Source organism: Leisingera sp. SA215, from assembly GCF_055902035.1.
In genome coordinates, this window is the sequence record NZ_JBVVXU010000013.1 from 38,390 (window position 1) to 57,605 (window position 19,216).

A 19,216-nucleotide genomic window follows, 5' to 3' on the forward strand; every position below is an offset into this window, starting at 1 on the left:
ACAAAAAACCTTCAAAAATCTGCGGCAACCAAGACACGGTTGCCAAGAAAACCGCCTCGCGGACGGCCCGCACATACTGGACAGATCTATTAAAATTGTAACATTGTGACCTCAATATGGCCGCAAAAGACGGCCGATGGGCAAGCGTACAGGCAACGGAACGGCGCGGCATCCGCCAATTTGCGGCTGTGCAGCGCACAGATGAGTGGTATTACAATGAGCACAGTTGCATTTATTACCCGCGATATGGCGGGCACTACACAGCATGGGAACTTTTCCGAAGGCACACCGGCGCGTATCGACGCCGCCCATGCCAAGGATATCTCGCTGAATCTCAGCCCTGCCGATGTCGAAAGCTACTCCCGCCAAGGCGGCAACCTGCATATAAGCTTGGCCAACGGCCAGGAACTGGTGATTGAGAACTACTATTCTTACGGTTCATCCGGCGGGAAGAACCTGTTCCTCAGCCAGGACGGCGAATTCACCGAGGTTGTGCTGGAAGACAAATCCAGCGGCATGCTCTTTGCCACCTATGAGCCGCTGGATCTGACCGGCAAGTGGAGCGCCTATGACGAAATGGTGTTCCTGGACGTTGACCGCATCGAGCCGGTAGTAGCGCCGCTGGCCGCGCCGTTGTTCGGCGGGCTCGGCGCGGCCGGAGCCGCAGCAGGCGTCGTTGGCGCGGCAGCAATCGCCGGCGGGGGCGGCGGTGACGGCGGAGGGACGAACGGTATTGTCCCGACAGTCGATGCCCCTGATGCCTCTTATCCGGTTTCCGGATCCACAACTGAACCGGTCATTATTACCGGCACCGGCGCACCGGGATCCGAAGTGACCGTCACCGTCGGCACGTCCATAGCCACCGCAACCGTCGATGACGACGGCGTTTGGAGCGTCACCTTCCCGGTCGATGATCTGCCGGAAGACGGAAATTATGACTCCACAGTGCATGTGGTTGACCCGAACGGGACCGAGTTCGACCTGGATGGCCCTGCGGTCGTAATCGACACGGTTGCCACCGTCGGCCTCGACGAGGGCCAGGCGGGCGGCGACGACATGATCAATGCCGCCGAAGCAGCCGATGGGGTGATCCTGACCGGTACTGCCGAGGCGGGCGCCACAGTGGAAGTCACTTTCCAAGGTGTAACCCGGACGGTTACCGCGACCGAAAGCGGGACTTGGAGCGCTGACTTCGCAGCTTCGGAAATCGCCTCCGGGGAATATGACTCGGAGGTCAGCGTCACCGCGACCGATACATTTGGCAATTCGGACAGTGTCACTGGTACCATCCACGTGGACACCACCACGGCTGTAGCGATCGACAATGGCCAGGCAGGCGGTGATGACATTGTCAGCAATACGGAAGCTACGGCTGGCCTGACTTTGACCGGAACCGGCGAGGCGGGTGCAAGCGTCAGCGTGACTGTTGAGGGCGTAACCCGCACCACGACCGTGGATGCGGATGGCAATTGGGCCGCAGAATTCGAAGCGGGTTCCCTGCCCACCGGCGAATACGACACGACTGTCAGCGTGACCTCCACCGACGCGGCCGGCAATACGGCCACTGCCACGGCCGATCTCCACGTGGACACTATGGTCGATCCGCTCACTTTGAATTCCGGCAGCATCGAGGGCGATAATACCGTCAACGAGACCGAACGCAGCGACGGAGTGACCCTGACCGGCACGGTTGAGCCGGGCTCGGCGGTGGTTGTGCAACTGGGTGATGCGACCGAAACCGCCACGGTTGATGCGGACGGCAACTGGAGCGCATCCTTTGCAGCCGCTGACATTGCTCAGGGCAGCTACGATGCAGCAGTGGTTGTGTCCGCCACTGACGCCGTTGGCAACACGTCGGAAATCACTGACACTCTGGCCATCGACACCGAGGTGGTGCCCTTCACCTCGGACAGCGTGACCGATGATGATGTGGTGAGCCTGGCAGAAAGTTCTGCGGGCCTCTCGATGTCCGGCACAGTCGAACCCGGATCGACAGTGCAAGTCACCATTCAGGGCGTAACCCGGAACGCGCTTGTGGATCCGGACGGCAACTGGACTGCGGAGTTTGAAGCCGGCGACCTGGGCGAAGGCACTTATGAGGCGACAGCTGAAATCACGGCCACGGATCCGGCAGGCAATACGCAGACCCTGACCGAGGAATTCAGCGTCGACACAGAATATGACGCCCCCAACATTGGCGATGTGATCAGCACCGGCACCAGTGTCAGCGGCGTCTTCAGCGACGATTTTGAAGCCGGTGACACAATACATGAGCTGGCCAGCACCGGCAGTGTGTCAGATGTCAGCGGCACTGAAACCGATCTTGGCAACGGCCGGATCCTGTACGACTTCGATGCGGACGTGCCGGACGGCTCGCACCTAGTTGTGAACCGGGTGGACGACGCCGGCAACAGCTCCGGCACATTGGTGGTGCTCGAAGACGGTGCCGGCGCAACTGTGCTGGATCATTCGGGCCTCTCGCAGTTCAACATCGACGAGCTGAACCTGGTCCATGCCGATGCAGTGGATCTGACCCTGACCGAAGCCGATATCAACGCGCTGTCAGGCAATTCCAACACGCTCACCGTGCATGGCGGCTCCGATGACACGCTTACCATCACCGGGGCAGCAGCAGCTGGCACCGAAACAGTCGATGGCGAGACCTTCAACGTCTACACCATCGGCGATGACGGCACCACGCTGACGGTGGACGAAGACGTCAACGTCGTGATCTGATCTATCGGCCCGGCGGTCATTGCTGCCGGACCCAATACATCAAAAGCCTAAAACAAAAGGGCAAATGGCAGGATGCAACCGGGACGCTTTTCTTGCGCCATCGCAGTGATGTGCAGCCTGTCGGCCTGCGCCCAAACGCTGCCGTTCGGCGGCGGAGATAGCGCAAATACCGCGCCTCGCAGCAATTTCTCGCAATCCGGCGAGGCCTCCTCCGCAGTGATCCAGGATTTGATGGAGCGCCGTTCCCTGCTGACGCAAGACAGCGCCTACGGTCAAGTGGCAGAAGCCGCAATTGCCGCATCTTCCCGCGCTGCCGAAGCAGAGTTGATCAGTGCCAAACTGCGTGCCGAAGCGGCCTCCAAGAACTGGCTGCCGACGCTGGGCCCTTCCGTCAGCCTGACCGATCTGGGAGATCTGGTGGCCGGTCTGCTGATCGAGCAGGTTTTGTTTGACAATGGCCGCCGCAAGGCCGAGCGCGCCTTTGCCGCCGCCGATGTCGAAGTGGCTGCCGTTAGCCTGTCTCAAGATATGAACAGCCGCGTCGAAACCGCTGTCGGGCTTTATGCCGCGGCCTTGCGGGGCGATGAAAAGGCCGCCTATGGCAGCCGCGCCCTGCGCCGGATGCAGGAATTCCGCCGCATCGTTCAGGGACGCGTCGATGGCGGCGTGTCGGACCGCGCCGACCTCAATGTGGTGGACAGCAAGATCAGCGGCATCCGAACGGCCACAGCCACCGCCCGTGATGCAGCCGCCACCGCGCGCGCAGAACTGCAGGCGATGACCGGCCGGACCTTTTCGCGGAAACCCTCGCATCTGGGGATAGCCCCCCCGCCGGAGCAGGTGCTGTTCCTCTCCGTGCTGAAGGCAAGCGCCGAAGCGGACCGCACTATTGCCCAGGCCAAATCCGGCCGTGCCGGGCTGCTGCCCCAGATTGCGGCCTCGGGCAATGTGACCTCAGACGGATCCGGTGCCGGGCTGACCCTGGGTGTTGGCCAGCCGCTCGGGTTGGGCACGCCCGCCGCCATTCAAGCGCTGGAAGCCTCCAAGGAGGCCGCCACCCGCCAGATTGGCGAGACCGAGGAGATTGCCCGCCGCACCTACAGCCGCCAGGTCCAGCAAATTGCGTCATACCGGCGCCAGGAAGGCGAGACCGCCGTGCTGGTGCGCCGGAGCCGCGAAACTTACGGCCTATTCCAGAAGCAATTCGAAGCGGGCCAGCGCCCTGTGATGGAGGTCATCCAGGTTTACGAAGAGCTGGTGCGCCGCGAGCAGGCCTATATCGACGCGAAATATGAGGTGGTGCTGATCCAGTTGCAGCTGGCGCGCGACCTGGGGCTGCTGGCCGATGGGGACAAGATTTGACCGACACGACGCAAAAGCCTCCGCGCGCCGTCCCCGCCTCCGGAATGAAACCGGTGTTGCGGGCTGTGCCTGTGTCCGGCACTCCTGCAGCGGCACCGGAAGTCATGCCGCCAACCGACACTCCCGCCCCGGCGCCGGCCGCCAAACGGCAGCCAAAGACCCAGCCGCAGGACACCCAGCCTGAAGTCGGCTCGCTGCTTGAAGGCGCTGCAACCCGTATTCAGCACCGTGCCAGCCTGATTGCCACATTGGCCGCCCTGAAGGGCAGCGAAGTACCGGTGAGCGATGTCGCCGCCTTTCTGTGGAGCGAAACCCCAGGCGACCTTTCACTGCATTCGCTGGCAAAGGCGCTGCACACCACTGGCCTGCAGCCGAAGATCCTTGAAAAACAGCCGCTGAGCCCGCCCCTTTGGCCTGCGCTGGCGATCATGTCAGGCGGGCAATGCGTGCTGGTGCTGAGCCAGGCAGACGATGTGCTGACAATCTATGACACTGCTTGTGCGGACAACCGCACCGAGGTGCCGCTCGGTGAATTCAGCCCCTATTTCACCGGCACCGTGCTGTCGGCCCGCCCCTCGCTGAAGCATATGGCGGCAAAACACACGCCGCAGATCGACCCCGGCCACTGGTTCTGGAGCGAATTCCCGAAATACCGCCGCCAAGTTGGCGAAATCATGCTGGGATCGCTGGTCGCCAATATCCTGGCGGTCTCGGTCGCGCTGTTCTCGCTGCAGGTCTATGACCGCGTGGTGCCGCACCAGTCGCAAGCCACTCTGTGGGTGCTCGCAGTCGGTGCCTTCCTGGCCATTGCGCTGGAGGCGATGCTGAAGCTGGCCCGGGCCCGGCTGACCGATGCCGCAGGCCGTCAGATCGAGCTGTCGGTGCAGCACAACCTGATGCGGCGCCTGATCGGCATGCGTTCGGACAAAAAGCCGCTGCCGCCGTCCGGCCTGTTTGCCGCGATGCGCGATTTCGGCTCGGTGCGGGAATTCTTCACCTCCTCCACCATCTCGACCCTGGCCGACATCCCTTTTATCGCCGTTTTCCTGCTGCTGGTGGCCTCGATCGCCGGGCCGGTCGTCTGGGTGATAGTCGCCGGCGGCATCCTGATGCTGCTGCCGGCCTATTTCATGCAGAAGAAGATGATCGCCCTGACCCGCCAAACCCAGGGCGCCAACGCCAAGGCGGGGCGGCTGCTGCATGAGGTGGTGACTGAGCTGGACACGGTGAAAACCCAGCGCGGCGAAGAGCGGGTGCTGCGGCTGTGGGATGAACTGAACACGCTGTCGTCCCATTCAGCGACCGAGCAGCGCAAGCTGTCCAGCGCCCTCACCTATTGGTCGCAGGGGGTTCAGCAAGCGACCTATATCACCGCCGTTGTGCTGGGCACCCTGCTGGTCTTTGCCGGTGATTTCACCGTCGGCACCATCATCGCCACCGGCATCCTGACCAGCCGCACCCTGGCGCCGCTGACCCAGTTCGCTGCCACCCTGGCCCGCTGGAGCAACGTCAAGGCGGCGCTGGAAGGGCTGGACGCCATCGCCAACGCGCCGCAGGAAAAGGAAAAGGAACGCACCTATCTGCGGCGCCAGAAAATCCAGGGCCGTTTTGAGCTGCGCGAGATCCTCTTCCGCTACGAGGATGACGCCGCCCCCACCGTGGATGTGCAGGCCGCCGTCCTCACCCCCGGCCAGCGGGTTGCGGTGCTGGGGGTCAATGGCTCTGGCAAATCAACGCTGCTGAAGCTGTTGTCGGGACTGTATGCGCCCGACCGCGGCCGCATTCTGCTGGACGGCACCGATATGGCCCAGATCGACCCGCGCGACCTGCGGGCGGGCATCGGATACCTCAGCCAGGACGTGCGGCTGTTTGCAGGCTCCTTGCGCGACAACCTCAACCTCAACCAGCTGGAACGCGACGACGACCGGCTGATGGCGGCATTGGAGTTTGCAGGCCTCGGCGCCCATGTGCGCAGCCACCACAAAGGGCTAGACTTGGAGATCAGCGACGGTGGCCATGGCCTGTCGATCGGTCAGCGCCAGTCGATCGGCTGGGCGCGGCTGTGGCTGCAGGACCCCTCGGTGGTGCTGCTGGATGAGCCCACAGCTGCGCTGGATCAGACTCTGGAGCGCACCCTGGTCAGCCGTCTGGAAACCTGGCTGGAAGGCCGCACAGCTGTGATCGCCACCCACCGGATGCCGATTCTGTCGCTGACCAACCGCACCCTGATCCTGCAATCGGGCCGGATGGTCGTCGACGGGCCGCGGGATCAGGTTCTGGCCCATCTGGCCGCCGGAGAAGGCAAATGAACGCGGCACTGCATGACCCTTACGGCAACGCCGAGACCCCGCGCAGCGCCAGCCGCATCATCTATCTGGTGCTTGCCGCCCTGCTGACCTTCCTGATCTGGGCCGCCTTTGCCTCGATCGACGAAATTGTCCGCGGCGAGGGCCAGGTGGTTTCCTCTTCCCGCTCCCAGATTGTGCAGAACCTCGAAGGCGGCATCCTGGCTGAACTCCAGGTGCGCCAAGGCGACATCGTCACCGCCGGCCAGGTGCTGGCCAAGCTGCAGGACACCAAATTCCGCGCCGCGGCCGATGAGCTGCAAAACCAGATCGATGCGCTGGAAATCAAACGCTACCGGCTGGAGGCGCAAATGAAGGGCGCCTTTGAATTTACGGTGCCGGAAATGCTTGCACAGCGCTCCCCCGGCATCCTGTCCTCTGAACGCGGTCTGCTGATTGCCCGCCAAACCGATTTTACCAGCCGCCGTGACAGCGCCAAGCAGATCCTGGACCAGCAGAATGCTGAGCTGGCCAATATGGAGCAGCTCTACAAGCAGAAGATCGTGGCCCTGATCGAAGTGAACAAGGCCCGCAAACTGACCACTGACGCCCGCGCCAAATACAACGAGATCGGCACCCAGGCAGAATTGGAACAAGCCGAGGAATACTCCCGGACCTTGCGCGAACTGACCACCCTGCGCCAGGAACAGCGGCTGGCGGTGGATCAGCTGAATCGCACCATCATCACCTCGCCGATGGCCGGCATCGTCAACAGCCTTTCTGTCACAACCATCGGCGGTGTGATCCGCCCTGGCGAAGAAATTCTGGAGATTATCCCGCTGGGTGAAGAGCTGTTTGTGGAAGCCCGTATCAAACCTGAAAATATCGCCAGTGTGCAGCCGGGCCAGGGCGCTACAATCAAGCTTTCTGCCTATGACTACACCATCTACGGCTCCCTGCGCGGCAAGGTGGATTTTGTCTCTGCCGACACTTTCGAGGACGAGCGCAATCCGCGCGCCGACCCCTATTACCGGGTGACGGTGCGGGTCGATAAATCTGGTTTTTCCGAGCGCCAGCAAGCCATTGAGATCCGACCAGGGATGCGGGCAACCGCAGAACTGCAGACCGGTGCTAAGACCGTGCTGCAATACCTCCTGAAACCGCTGTACAAGACCCGCGAGGCCCTGCGAGAGCCTTGAAGAAAGGTATTCGCCTGCCCCAAGGTCTGGCGGCAGGTGGAAAACTGTCCATTGGCCGGCCCGGGGCCCTTAGCCCGCCCGCTGCATCAGATCCCGCAGCGTCGAGTCCAGCGCCGTTCCAATCGACACCCGGCGGCTGCCCATCGCGGCTTTGGCCGAAATCACCGAAACCAGCCGCGGCGGCAATCCCGGGCGCATTTCCAGCACCGGCGAGCCTGAAGCGCCGAATTCCACCAGGCAGGACATCACCAATGTCCGGCTCTGCCGCGCCAGGACGCTGCAGGATGACTCCAGATTGGGCCGGTTTGCATGCCTGCGGGTATAGGACAGGACCCCCAGGATATCCCCCCGAGCTGCGCCGCTGGACATTGTCAACGGCTGAACCTGGCTGCGGCTGATCGGCCGGTCAAGTTTCAGCACCGCCAGATCGCTGCCGATCTGATGGGTGCCTGCCGGCCGGTACCGGTACTGCGGGTGCATTACCGCTTTCACCACTTGCCGCAGGGCCACGGCCTGCCCCCCGGACAGCCCCGCTTCGAAACTGATCGTGGACGGGTCAACCCGCGCGCCCGTCCTGGGTTCGAACAGGCAATGCGCCGCCGTCAGCACCAGGTCCGGTGCCACCAGCGCCCCGGTGCACATGTTTACATTGGAGATATTCAGCCGTCCGACGGCCTCCCACCCTTCTATAGATCTGACGTTCGTCCGCGACTCATCCGCAGCCCCGTCAACGGGCATGCCCAACGACAGGCACGCCGCAATTGCAGCAATTAGAAGTCTCATTATCCACTCCAACGTCCCACAAACGCATCGTCATTCAGGCGTGCGGCTGGAATGAGGCCCAATATCGCCAGGCTGCGACGGATTCATGGACAGAATGTGGCGGCGTTAACAATTCCCTAACCCCCCGGTTATTGGTGCTTAACCATGGCAAAAAAGCCCCCCGCAGCGCCAGGAAAAGTGAACAATGCGTTAACATTTATTCCAAACCATCAACAAACAAGGAGAAATTCGCAATCGCACGCGCGCACGCGATCCCTGAACCCGGCAATTCCCCCCCGATTCGAAGCTCCCGCTTTTGTGATGCGTTAACATTTTCCGCACTTTCGAAGCCGAACGGTGCAGCGACTGCATCGGCTTGCTGGCTGCGCTGCCGCCCAAATGGTTAACGCGCGCGGTCCGGAACTGCGGCCGTCTGCCCAATCATTTTTGTGAGCATATGGAGAATTAACGGATGAAAAATCTATCCGGCGCTGTGCTGTTGTGTATGTCAAATCCAGCATCCACCGCCAGGAGGATGCGTTCCGGAAGTCGCAAATTTTGAAATGCTTCGTTCCTTGAAATTGGATCAAAAGCTGCCGATGCTTGTCATCGGGACCGCACTCACTCTGACAATTGTCCTGGTTGCGTTTAGAGGCAGCGACTTCCGGCGCTGTATTGTTCACGATTCCGAACGGTTCATGCAATCCATGATTCAGAACCGCGAGCCAGCGCTGCAGCCTTTTCGTCCATCGAAGCCGCGATTCTGACAAATGCCTCAGTCCCGTTGACGCCAAAACAATAAAAGAGCCGGGCGCAACCTGGGGCACCCGTGGAGGGTCCGGTCAGAAAGAGGTTCAAAACCTTTAGACCCCATGATCGGTTTCTGAACAAACCGGGTCAGCGGCCTCTCCCGCGGCATTCTCCGTTCGAGGGTTGCGCCCGGTTGGCGGGTGCCGTGCCTCAAGACTGGGGGAAAGAGCACATGCTGGATAGCACGTTCATCGGGCTGGATGTCCACAAGGCGACAATCTCGGTTGCGATTGCAGAGAGCGTACGGGGCGGAAAGGTACGCCACCTGGGGGCGGTGCCGGACCGCCCTGATCAGCTCCGCAAACTGGTCAAAAGCCGGCGACCAAGGGGGCACGGTTGCATTTCTGCTATGAAGCAGGCCCCTGCCGCTTCGCCCTATGATGTTCACTTCGAACGCAACCACCCGGCTGTCAAAAAATGGTGGTGGAGCATTTTGGGCAATATGACATCTTCCTGATCAGCCCGATTAGAGAAGTGATCTTTTCTGTTGCCAAGGACAGCTGACTACACGACGAAGATGATTACCGGCCCGCCTAAGAATTCTGGCTTAGCAAAAACGTTCCAACCGGCTGCGGCTGGTGAGATGGTCAGTTTTTGTTTCTCCGGCCTCGCAACCTATGAGCCCAGTACCAGTGCTCCAGCGGCATTCGCAGCTGCCCGTATCATGGACAGTGGCGGGCGCTACATCGGTGTTTTTGCACCGCAAGTCGCAGTTGGCGACATCTCCGTACTTATCTACAGTTTTGCCGGGGATCTGTATACACTGGACGCTTACCTGACCGGCCAGGACCTCAAGGCCCGGACCGATGGCAGGGAAATTTCCGCAGCTTCAATACCGGTAGCCATTCGCAATCTCCAATGGGGACTGGTGGCAGCGTTTGACCGGGCCGAAAATCTGACCCCGGCTGAAACGCTGCGGCGGATTACGATCTTGAGGTCCCTGATCTGTGCCGCTGTGGTTTCATTGGCGGGCTGGCTGTTTGCGCGTTCGGCCTCCAGACCGATCGATCATTTATGCGCGCGTTCCGCCAGCGCCTTCGTCAGCTCGGCAAGAATGCCTTCCTTGCCGAACAGGTCGCAGGCCGAGCGGCCTTCCATCAGCCGGTCTAACAGGTCTTTGTCGATACACATACGCGGGTCTCCTGACAGAGCAGTTTCCACTGCCCGAGCACGAAAGTCAGGATAGTCAACAGAGATGCGGGCAAACTGTATCCTGCAGACCGAGCAAATCTGCTGCACACCTCCGTACTGTGCCGATCAGGCGAGCGCGGCCGTCCTTACAGAAGCAGTCCTGCCTGAATTGCAGGCCATCCTCCTCGCTCCAGCAGGGCTGGTAGAACCGGTTCCGATCCGATCACACCCCGAAATGCACAAACTTGCCAAATTGGGCGGCCACAGCACAACTCAGCGCAATTAGCCGAACCTCTGTCCACAGCCTTGGTGTTCTTAAGTCAAATTCGTGATGATAATTAACCTATGCGATAGCCGTTCTGTGTTACGTTACCGTTATACGAGTAAGCCCGGATGCGCACCCCCCGGGTAAAACGTGTTTCACAAGGGGAACAGAATGAGAAATGCTAGTTTTCCGGACATGACAGCCCCAACGGCCTTGCAGCCGGTCATACTCAACATCCTGTCTGTGGATGATGATGAAATCGACAGGCTGCGCTTGAACAAATTATGCCGTAAAGCCGGAATGAAGGCTGAGTTCTTCGAAGCTGCCAACCTCGAAGAAATGCGCCAGCAGCTGGAGGTAGAGCAATTTGATCTGGTGTTTCTGGATCATAATCTTGGCATGGACACCGGGCTTGACGCACTCAAAATCCTGCTGACGCATGAAGAGCAAGTCCAGGCCGTGCCGATCATGCTGACGAGCATGACAAACTATCAAATTGCCGTTGAAGCCATGCGCCGCGGCTGCGCCGACTACATTGTCAAGGAAGAACTGTCCGCCGACACACTGATCAAATCCATCGCCTCCGCAATCGAACGGCGGGCGCTTTACGGCCAACTCAGCAGCGCGCGCACAACTGAAAAAGAATTCAGGCGGATCTTCAAGCGGTTCATTGTCGGCTGCGGGCCTGACCTTCGGCTGCTGCTGAGCCGCACGCTTGCCGGTGTCCGTATGGTCAAGACACAAGCCCGGCAGGATGACACTGTGCCATCCGCCATTTTATCCGACGTTTCACTGCTTGAGCGAAGCTGCAAGGATCTGGTTGTTTTTATGGACGACCTGGAAAGCGTCATCTCAGACACGCAGGAAATTACTGCAAAAGTGAATCCCAAGCTCCTCCAATAACGTCCTGCTTCGCCGGTCTGGTGCAGAAGAACTTTGGACATGTCCCTGGCGCCCATGAAACTGAAGGTCAGAGTTGTGAAAACTGTTATTTGTGCCATACGGGGCACCCGCGCGCGATATTCCGTTAACGGCCGCCCCGGTTCAAGACGCCGGTTTCACGGCCTGGCGGTTCATCGGACACGGGGTACTGGCCGGTTTCATCCCGAATGTAAGCAACCCGTTTCCACGGCTCCGGAAGAGGGACGGGCTGTCATCGGCACCCGTCCGGCCGTTGCCAAAATTGGCTCCAGCCATGTCAACGGCGAACAAGCAGCTTTTCTAAGCGGTTCCGGAAATAAACCGATACTCCTGCAAACTGATAAAACCTTCACCGGCCCGCCCGGAACGCGGGAGCAGGGCCGGTTTGGCCCACTCTCCTCCACAGGGGTATGGCACAATGCCCTGTATAAGGAAGCTTTGCGGATCCCAAGCAGGCTAGCCGACGTTCCCTCTATTTCCAGACGCGCTGTAAACTGGCGCAGCAAAACAGCAGCAACTGATGCCCTCTGGCAGGCTGCGGACCTGCGCAGCATCCCTACGGGCTTGCATTGCAGGACCACCTCATTCCCCCAGGCTGTAACCAGTACCGACTTGGAGCAGGCGGCAGGATACTGCCGCGCTGCAAAGAAGGGCATCTTAAGAAAATCCGCAATGATGCCCTGCCTCACCCCAATCGGTCCAACAGAGCCTGCAGCACCGTGGAGCCGCCGCAGGAAGCGCATACAAAGGATACGCCAGCATGATTTCCATTCCCCAAACCGCCGAACGCCCAGCCCTGAACATTATCCTTGTTGAAGACGACGACGGTGACGCAAAAGCCCTGCACCGCGCGTTCAACCGGGCCCGGATTGCCAACCCGATCAAACGGTTCGTGGACGGGGTCGAGGCCCTGGCGTTCCTGCGCGGCGAACTGCACCAGGTTCCGCCACCCAATTTTGTCGTGCTGAGCGATATCAATATGCCCCGCAAGAACGGGATTGAGCTTCTGAAGGAAATCCGCGCAGACCCGGTGCTGCACAAGGTCCTTTTTATCGTGCTTACAACTTCGGCCGACGAACGGGATATTTCCGCCGCCTACGCGAACAATGTCGCCGGATATATCCTCAAATCCAAGGCAGGCGACATGTTTGTCGACTTGATGGCAACCCTGAACAATTACTGGCGCATTGTAGAACTGCCCGATATCCACATCAGAAAGGTGTCCGATGACGGTCCTGAACATCCTGATCATTGATGACGATGCCGGTGACCGGAAACTGGCGCGCAGACTGCTGCAGAACCTGTATCCGGATGCCAATGTGATTGAGGCCGACTGCGGAAAGGACGCCATGTCTCACTCCGGTCTTCCGGTGGATGTGATCCTGCTGGACTACCTCCTGCCGGATGGCACGGGGCTCGACCTGATTGCGCAGCTGACCGAGACCTGGCCGCGGGCGGTTTTGTTCATGACGACCGGTCAGGGCGATGAGGAAATCGCCAAAAGTGTCATTCTGGCCGGCGCCAGTGATTACATCCCCAAATCAGCAATCACTTCCGAAGCCCTGAGACGGATGATCACGAACGGGCAGAAGGTTGCCGAGATGCGCTGGCGGATCCAGGAACAGCAGAACGAGCTGCGCCTTTTCTCCGATGTGCTGGTACATGACATGCGGGCGCCGATCCGGGCCATAAAATTTCTCAGCGACCAGATACACGAGGATTATCAAAACGGCGATCTTGAGGAGGTGGCCCGGCAGTTTGAACTAATGAAAAAATCGGTGCGCAAAACATCTGAACTGATCGAAGGGCTGGCCTCCCATATAAATCCGCACAGCAATGGCAAACCTGCCTATGTGACTGTCGAAAGCCTGTTTGACAGCCTGCGGGCAGTCATGGCGCAGGACCTTGCGGAATCCGGCGCCCGGATAGAATGGCATTCCGGCGGGCTGGCTGGCTTGTGTTTCCCGCCGGACATCGTGCAATTGCTGCAAAACCTCATCGGCAACGCAATCAAATACAGCGGCGGCAAAACCGCCGAGATTTCCGTAACGGCGGAACCCGCCGGGCCTGGATTGATGATATCCGTGGCGGACAATGGTATCGGCGTTCCGGCGCAATACCGGGACAAGATCTTTGAGCCCTTCAAGCGTCTGCAGCGTGGCAGTGATCAGCCAGGCAGTGGTCTGGGTCTGGCGACCTGCGCCAAAATTGCCAAGCGTCACAACGGGTCGATCTGGTGCGAGCCGCAAGCGGACACGGGCACCACAATCCGCTTCACAATCTGCCTTGAGGCTGGGCAAGCACGGGAAACGGCCTGAGAGCAGGACTGCTCCCTACTGCGGCAGACAGTGGTGCTCTTGGCGGAGGACGGTCTTAGCCTGTAAAAGCGGTCCAAGTTGAGTGAGAAACTCCAGGTGGAACATAGACACGACAAGGTGTATGCCCTTGCTTAAGAAACGAATTCCGGATGAGCCGACAGCCTGCTTACTGACGTTGGCAGGAAGGCCAGGGGCGCAACGCGGCTTACCAGTCGACGCAAAAGCGCCATCGTATCAGCCGACTCTTCGCGATTGCACTAATTATCAGGATACTAGTCGCCTGCGGCGGTCTTGATCAGTGCCGCGAGGCAAAAGGATCTGCATGCCGTCCTTGAGTGTTTCAAATTGAAAGTTCCTGCATCCTTGGCCTGAGGCGTCCTTGGACGATGACTTCAGCAGAGTCCGGCGGTTGGTGTGATTTCCTCCGTTAATCCGTGCTGGGTGCAGCCTCCGCAAAGCGAAGCGCGGCCCGTGCGGGCTGGTTGACGGTCACAGTTTCTGTTCGGCTAAGGTTGAGCGTGTCCGACCTTTTGTGTAAGATTGATCCGGTTTATGCTTCACCGAAAGGAAGCATGAATGAGCATCTCGAAAGAAATCCTGGACGAATTACTGAAGGACGTGGAGCGCCTGAAGACTTGCTCGGCGATGCCAGGCTGATGAAAGAGCTGAAGATCAAGCTCATGGAGCGGATGCTGGGTGCCGAGCTGACAGCGCATCTGGGTTATGAAGAAGGCGAGGACGCGCCTTCCGGTCAGAGCAACCGGCGCAACGGCACGTCGACCAAGGTTCTGAAAGGCCAGGACGGGGAGATGCCGGTTGCGATCCCGCGGGACCGTATCAGCAGCTTCGAGCCCGAGCTGGTGAGGAAGGAGCAGACCCGGATCGATGGGATCGATGATAAGATCGTCGGGCTCTACGCCGCCGGTCTGACGGTGCGGAACCTCCAGGCCCATCTGCTTGATCTTTAGTCTCGCCCGACCTGATCAGCCGCGTCACCGATGCGGTGCTGGACGAAGTCAGGGAATGGCAGAGCCGCGCCCTGGACCGGATGTATCCCATCGTGATCTTCGACGCGCTGCAGGTGAAGATCCGTGATTTTGACAGCCAGACGGTCAAGAACAAGGCCGTCTACGTCGCTCTCGGCGTCACCCGCGATGGGAGCCTCGAGGTTCTGGGCCTGTTGATCGCCGAGAACGACGGCGCCAAATTCTGGCTGTCGGTGATGAACGAGCTGAAAAACCGAGGCGTCCAAGACGTCCTGATCGCTGTCGTGGACGGGCTGAAAGGCTTTCCTGGGGAGTGTCCTGAAGCCTGTGTATCTGTCACCAGGAAGATCAACCATGGCCAGGGACAGCCCATCAGAAACGTCAGCGCTGCGCGCGCATTTGCCGGAGATGCCCGGAACCCACTTGCCGGCCGGGATGCCCGGGTTGCCCGGCCGCCTTACAGGGCTGGATGCCGGCCAGCTCAGCAATGCCGGGGTGCACCGCCGCGGCAGGCTGATCCCGTGGATCAGGGCCGCGCCAGGACCGGAAATGTGCCAGCAACGACGCTTTGACCTCCGGAACATGTGCCCTGATCAGATCGGCCGCCTGGCCGGCATCCCCCATTTCGCAGGCCGCCAGGACTTCGAGATGCTCGCGCTCCGCGCGCTCAATGCCGTCGCTCATGACCAGCTGCGCACGGATATAGCGGTCAATCCGGTCCATTGCGCCGCGGGCCGCTTCGCGGAAAAAGCTCAGCGCGCTGACACGGTACTGCGCGTCGTGGAATTCCCGGTTCAGGACACCCCACTCCATCGGGTTCTTGCACCCTGCAAAAGCCTCGCAATGCATCCGCGCCCCGGGGCCAGTTGCGCCTGTGACATCCGCGGCACCGCATCGCGGATGATCTCCGGCTCCAGAAGGGCGCGGAAATCGAATATTTCCGCCGCCTCATCCGCCGACAACCCGACCAAAACCGTGTCTTTGAAGCGCTGGGTCTTGACCAGCCCGTACTCCTCCAGCCTTGAGATTGCGTCCCGTACCGGGATCCGGCTGGTGTTGAAGCGGCGTGCAATTTCCTCCTGCCGCAGCGGTTCGCCCTCTTCCAGCCGGCCGTCGATGATTGCCGTGCGCAAGGCCTCAAACACCGCCGCGGCAGCCGAAGCCGCTTTTCAAGTATCAACCGGGTCCAGGTTCATCGGAATGCGTCTCCTTTCGGTCAGATGTATGTGAACCTGCCCGCCCGGAAAAGCGGATTGACTGTAAGCCCGGGTTTACTGCCCTGCCGACGGCTTCCCCGTCACACTTCCAGCGACACCCACAGCACCCTGGCGTCTTCTTCGCTGACCGACACACAGCCGTGGCCCATACCGCTGTCATAATAAACAGAATCCCCCGTCCCCATTCGAAGCGGCCGGTAGTGTTCTGTGTAGAGTATCAACTCGCCGCTCAGCACAAACATGAACTCTTCGCCCTGATGGCGGACCCAATTGTCGAACTCCGTCACATCCCGCGCCTTGATGGTGCTGATATATGGCACCATGCGCTTGCTGGTCAGCTCGCTGCACAGCAGTTCATGATCATAGGTCGACGTTTCCTTGTGTTCGCCGAGCCCGGTACGGGTGAAGTCCCGGCGGCCTGTGACGCCGCTTTGCCCTGATTGCACAAACAGCTGAGGCGTTTCCAGCTCCAGCGTCTGCATCAAGCGGCGGATAATCTCGAAACTGGGCCGGGTCTGGTTGTTCTCGATCTTCGACAGCGTCGACCGGCCAATGGCCGCAGCGCGCGCCGCTTCCTCCAGCGTCAGCCCCTTGTCCTTGCGGGCATCGCGAATCATTTTTCCCAGGACTTCCCCGTCCGGGGCTTCCACGGCTTCCGGGCCGAGTCCTGTTTCCTCTGAGGGAATTGGTTCCATTTCCACGATTTCTCCTGATCCCGAAACAGCTTAACTTTGATGTATTCGCTGGTCAAAATTTCCATGATCGCACTTTATGTTTGCAATAAGGGAAAAGTTTCCTATAGGAGACGAAGCGTCGTATACGACTGAACACGTGCCGGGTTTGGGCCGCATTTCGGAGGAGAGTTCACATGAGCGCATATGATCTGATCGTGATCGGGGCTGGTCCGGGCGGATATGTCGCAGCAATCCGTGCTGCGCAGCTGGGCATGAAAGTTGCCTGCGTCGAAGGCCGCGGTGCTCTCGGCGGCACCTGCCTCAACGTCGGCTGCATCCCCTCCAAGGCGCTTCTGACCTCCTCGGCCAAATACGCCGAACTCTCACATATCTCCGCACATGGCATTGCCGTTGAAGGTGCCAGCCTGGATCTGGGCGTGCTGATGGCACGCAAGAACAAGATCGTCGGCGACCTGACCAAGGGCATCGGCTTCCTGTTCAAGAAGAACGGTGTCGACCATATCGAAGGCTGGGCCAGCATTCCCGCTCCCGGCCAGGTGCAGGTGGGCGAAGACAGCTACACCGCGAAGAACATCCTGATGGCCACCGGCTCGGAACCCGCCACCCTCCCCGGCGTGGAAATCGACGAGGTGGACGTGCTGAGCAGCACCGGTGCGCTGGCCCTCAAAGGCGTGCCAGAGCATCTGGTGGTGATCGGCGCCGGCGTGATCGGGCTTGAGCTTGGCCAGGTCTGGTCACGCCTCGGATCCAAGGTGACGGTTGTTGAATACCTCGACCGCATCCTGCCCGGCATCGACGGCGAGATCGCCAAGCTATCCCAGCGGGCGCTGAGCAAGCGCGGTCTGAAGTTTCAGCTGGGCCGCGCACTGAAAACCATCGAGAAGGGCACAAACGGCCTGACACTGACGCTGGACCGCGTGGGCAAGGACAAGGTAGAGCAGATCGAGGCGGAGAAGGTGCTGATCGCCATCGGCCGCCGCCCGGTGACCCGCGGCCTGGGACTTGAGGATCTGGGTGTTTCCATCAACGCCCGCGGCTTCATTGAAGTGGATGAGCGCTTCTCCACCTCTGTCCCCGGCATCTTTGCCATCGGCGACTGCGTGCCTGGCCCGATGCTGGCGCACAAGGCCGAGGAAGACGGCGTCGCCTGCGTGGAGATGCTGGCAGGCGAACACGGCCATGTGGATTACAACACCGTGCCGGGCGTTGTGTACACAGATCCGGAGGTCGCTTCGGTCGGCCAGACCGAAGAAGCCTTGAAAGAGGCCGGTGCCGAATACATCTCCGGCAAGTTTGCCTTCATGGCCAACTCCCGCGCCCGCTCCACTGGCGAGACCGACGGCGCTGTCAAAGTGCTTGCCACACCCGAAGGCAAGATCCTCGGCGCCCATATCTGCGGTGCGCATGGCGGTGATTTAATTGCAGAATTGGTGCTTGCCATGACCAAAGGTGCTACTATCGAGGAAGTTGCACGAACCTGCCATGCGCATCCTGCGATGGGTGAGGCGGTGAAAGAAGCCTGCCTTGACGCACTCGGCCGCGCCATTCACGCCTGATCTGGAGGGAGCTGCCAGATGACGATCCAGCTAAGACCCCGCCACCCGGAAAAGGCCCACAAGGCTGACACCGCCATCCCCCGCAAACCCCGGTGGATCCGCAAGAAGAAGATCGAAAGCGCCGAGTATTACGAGACCCGCAAGCTGATGCGGCAGCATGATCTGGCGACCGTCTGCGAGGAGGCCGCCTGCCCCAACATCGGCGAATGCTGGTCCAAGCGCCACGCCACCATGATGATCATGGGCGAGATCTGCACCCGCGGTTGTTCCTTCTGCAACGTGACCACCGGCAGGCCGGACACACTGGACGCGTTTGAACCGGGCCGGGTTGCGGCTGCGGTGAAAAAGCTGGGCCTGCGCCATGTGGTGATCACCTCCGTCGACCGCGACGATCTGGCGGACGGCGGCGCAGAGCATATTGCCCAGACCATCCGCGCCACCCGCCACCAGAACTCCGGCACCACAATCGAGGTTCTGACCCCGGATTTCCTGGGCAAGGGCGACGCCGCGCAGGCCGTGTTTGAGGCGGCCCCGGATGTCTTCAACCACAACCTGGAAACTGTGCCGCGCCTTTACCCGCGCGTCCGTCCCGGTGCGCGCTACTATACTTCGCTGCGGCTGCTGGACGACGCCAAACGCGCCAACCCGCAGCTGTTCACCAAATCCGGCATCATGGTCGGCCTGGGCGAAACTCTGGACGATGTGCGCCAGGTGATGGATGATCTGCGGGCGGCACAGGTAGACTTCCTGACTGTGGGTCAGTATCTGCAGCCCACACCCAAGCACCACCGGATCGACCGTTTCTGGTCGCCGGAAGAATTCGCGCAGCTGGAACAGATCGCCCGGTCCAAGGGCTTTCTTCACGTGTCAGCCACCCCGCTGACCCGTTCCTCGTTCCACGCGGATGAAGATTTTGCCGCCCTGAAAGAGGCCCGTCAGATGGCCTTGGCGAAGGGCATTCAACCTTAACGCA

Annotated in this window: 14 protein-coding genes and 1 pseudogene; 10 read left to right on the forward strand and 5 right to left on the reverse strand. The window is 60.4% G+C overall.

Going from position 1 to position 19,216, the window contains the following annotated elements:
* Positions 1-216: 216 nt before the first annotated feature.
* From AC0KW6_RS14670 to AC0KW6_RS14685, 4 genes are all read left to right on the forward strand, one after another.
* Positions 217-2,736, forward strand: a complete 2,520-nt coding sequence (locus AC0KW6_RS14670; protein WP_474035282.1) for an Ig-like domain-containing protein — start codon at positions 217-219, stop codon at positions 2,734-2,736.
* Between the two features lie 72 nt (positions 2,737-2,808).
* Entirely contained in the window at positions 2,809-4,098 is a 1,290-nt protein-coding gene (locus tag AC0KW6_RS14675) for a TolC family protein (RefSeq protein ID WP_323777673.1), read from the forward strand.
* Between the two features lie 44 nt (positions 4,099-4,142).
* Positions 4,143-6,407 (forward strand): ATP-binding cassette domain-containing protein, encoded by a 2,265-nt coding sequence (locus tag AC0KW6_RS14680; RefSeq protein WP_323777671.1) that lies wholly within the window; start codon positions 4,143-4,145, stop codon positions 6,405-6,407.
* The gene (locus AC0KW6_RS14685) at positions 6,404-7,582 is read left to right on the forward strand and encodes an HlyD family type I secretion periplasmic adaptor subunit (protein ID WP_323777669.1); all 1,179 of its coding nucleotides are present in this window, start codon (positions 6,404-6,406) and stop codon (positions 7,580-7,582) included. The genes AC0KW6_RS14680 and AC0KW6_RS14685 overlap by 4 nt, the downstream gene beginning before the upstream one ends.
* A 69-nt stretch (positions 7,583-7,651) precedes the next feature.
* On the opposite strand, the gene AC0KW6_RS14690 is transcribed toward AC0KW6_RS14685, so the two are convergent.
* Together AC0KW6_RS14690 and AC0KW6_RS14695 are read right to left on the reverse strand one after the other, a co-directional pair.
* Entirely contained in the window at positions 7,652-8,365 is a 714-nt protein-coding gene (locus AC0KW6_RS14690) for a trypsin-like serine peptidase (RefSeq protein ID WP_323777668.1), read from the reverse strand.
* 1,797 nt (positions 8,366-10,162) lie between these two features.
* The gene (locus AC0KW6_RS14695) at positions 10,163-10,285 is read right to left on the reverse strand and encodes a hypothetical protein (RefSeq protein WP_323777665.1); all 123 of its coding nucleotides are present in this window, start codon (positions 10,283-10,285) and stop codon (positions 10,163-10,165) included.
* A gap of 436 nt (positions 10,286-10,721) precedes the next feature.
* On the opposite strand from AC0KW6_RS14695, the gene AC0KW6_RS14700 reads away from it, so the two are divergent.
* The 4 genes and pseudogenes from AC0KW6_RS14700 to AC0KW6_RS14715 all read left to right on the forward strand — a co-directional run.
* Positions 10,722-11,453 carry a response regulator gene (locus AC0KW6_RS14700; protein WP_323777664.1) on the forward strand — a complete coding sequence of 244 codons (732 nt, stop codon included), beginning with the start codon at positions 10,722-10,724 and terminating at the stop codon, positions 11,451-11,453.
* A gap of 778 nt (positions 11,454-12,231) precedes the next feature.
* Positions 12,232-12,726 (forward strand): response regulator, encoded by a 495-nt coding sequence (locus tag AC0KW6_RS14705; RefSeq protein ID WP_323777662.1) that lies wholly within the window; start codon positions 12,232-12,234, stop codon positions 12,724-12,726.
* Positions 12,698-13,789 carry a sensor histidine kinase gene (locus AC0KW6_RS14710; RefSeq protein ID WP_323777660.1) on the forward strand — a complete coding sequence of 364 codons (1,092 nt, stop codon included), beginning with the start codon at positions 12,698-12,700 and terminating at the stop codon, positions 13,787-13,789. The genes AC0KW6_RS14705 and AC0KW6_RS14710 overlap by 29 nt, the downstream gene beginning before the upstream one ends.
* 576 nt (positions 13,790-14,365) lie before the next feature.
* Positions 14,366-15,107 (forward strand): annotated as a pseudogene (locus AC0KW6_RS14715) (IS256 family transposase); the annotation flags it as partial.
* Positions 15,108-15,156: 49 nt separating this feature from the next.
* On the opposite strand, the gene AC0KW6_RS14720 reads toward AC0KW6_RS14715, so the two are convergent.
* The 3 genes from AC0KW6_RS14720 to AC0KW6_RS14730 form a co-directional block, all read right to left on the reverse strand.
* Positions 15,157-15,624 carry an FCD domain-containing protein gene (locus AC0KW6_RS14720; protein WP_474035283.1) on the reverse strand — a complete coding sequence of 156 codons (468 nt, stop codon included), beginning with the start codon at positions 15,622-15,624 and terminating at the stop codon, positions 15,157-15,159.
* The gene (locus AC0KW6_RS14725) at positions 15,570-15,920 is read right to left on the reverse strand and encodes a GntR family transcriptional regulator (RefSeq protein ID WP_474035284.1); all 351 of its coding nucleotides are present in this window, start codon (positions 15,918-15,920) and stop codon (positions 15,570-15,572) included. The genes AC0KW6_RS14720 and AC0KW6_RS14725 overlap by 55 nt, the downstream gene beginning before the upstream one ends.
* 152 nt (positions 15,921-16,072) lie before the next feature.
* On the reverse strand, positions 16,073-16,687 hold the full coding sequence (locus tag AC0KW6_RS14730; RefSeq protein WP_323777654.1) for a helix-turn-helix domain-containing protein: 615 nt from the start codon (positions 16,685-16,687) through the stop codon (positions 16,073-16,075).
* Positions 16,688-16,860: 173 nt separating this feature from the next.
* Here AC0KW6_RS14730 and lpdA point away from each other — a divergent pair, with 173 nt between their 5' ends.
* Positions 16,861-18,243 carry a dihydrolipoyl dehydrogenase gene (lpdA, locus tag AC0KW6_RS14735; RefSeq protein ID WP_474035285.1) on the forward strand — a complete coding sequence of 461 codons (1,383 nt, stop codon included), beginning with the start codon at positions 16,861-16,863 and terminating at the stop codon, positions 18,241-18,243.
* Between the two features lie 18 nt (positions 18,244-18,261).
* Positions 18,262-19,212, forward strand: a complete 951-nt coding sequence (lipA, locus tag AC0KW6_RS14740) for a lipoyl synthase (RefSeq protein WP_474035286.1) — start codon at positions 18,262-18,264, stop codon at positions 19,210-19,212.
* Positions 19,213-19,216 lie beyond the last annotated feature (4 nt).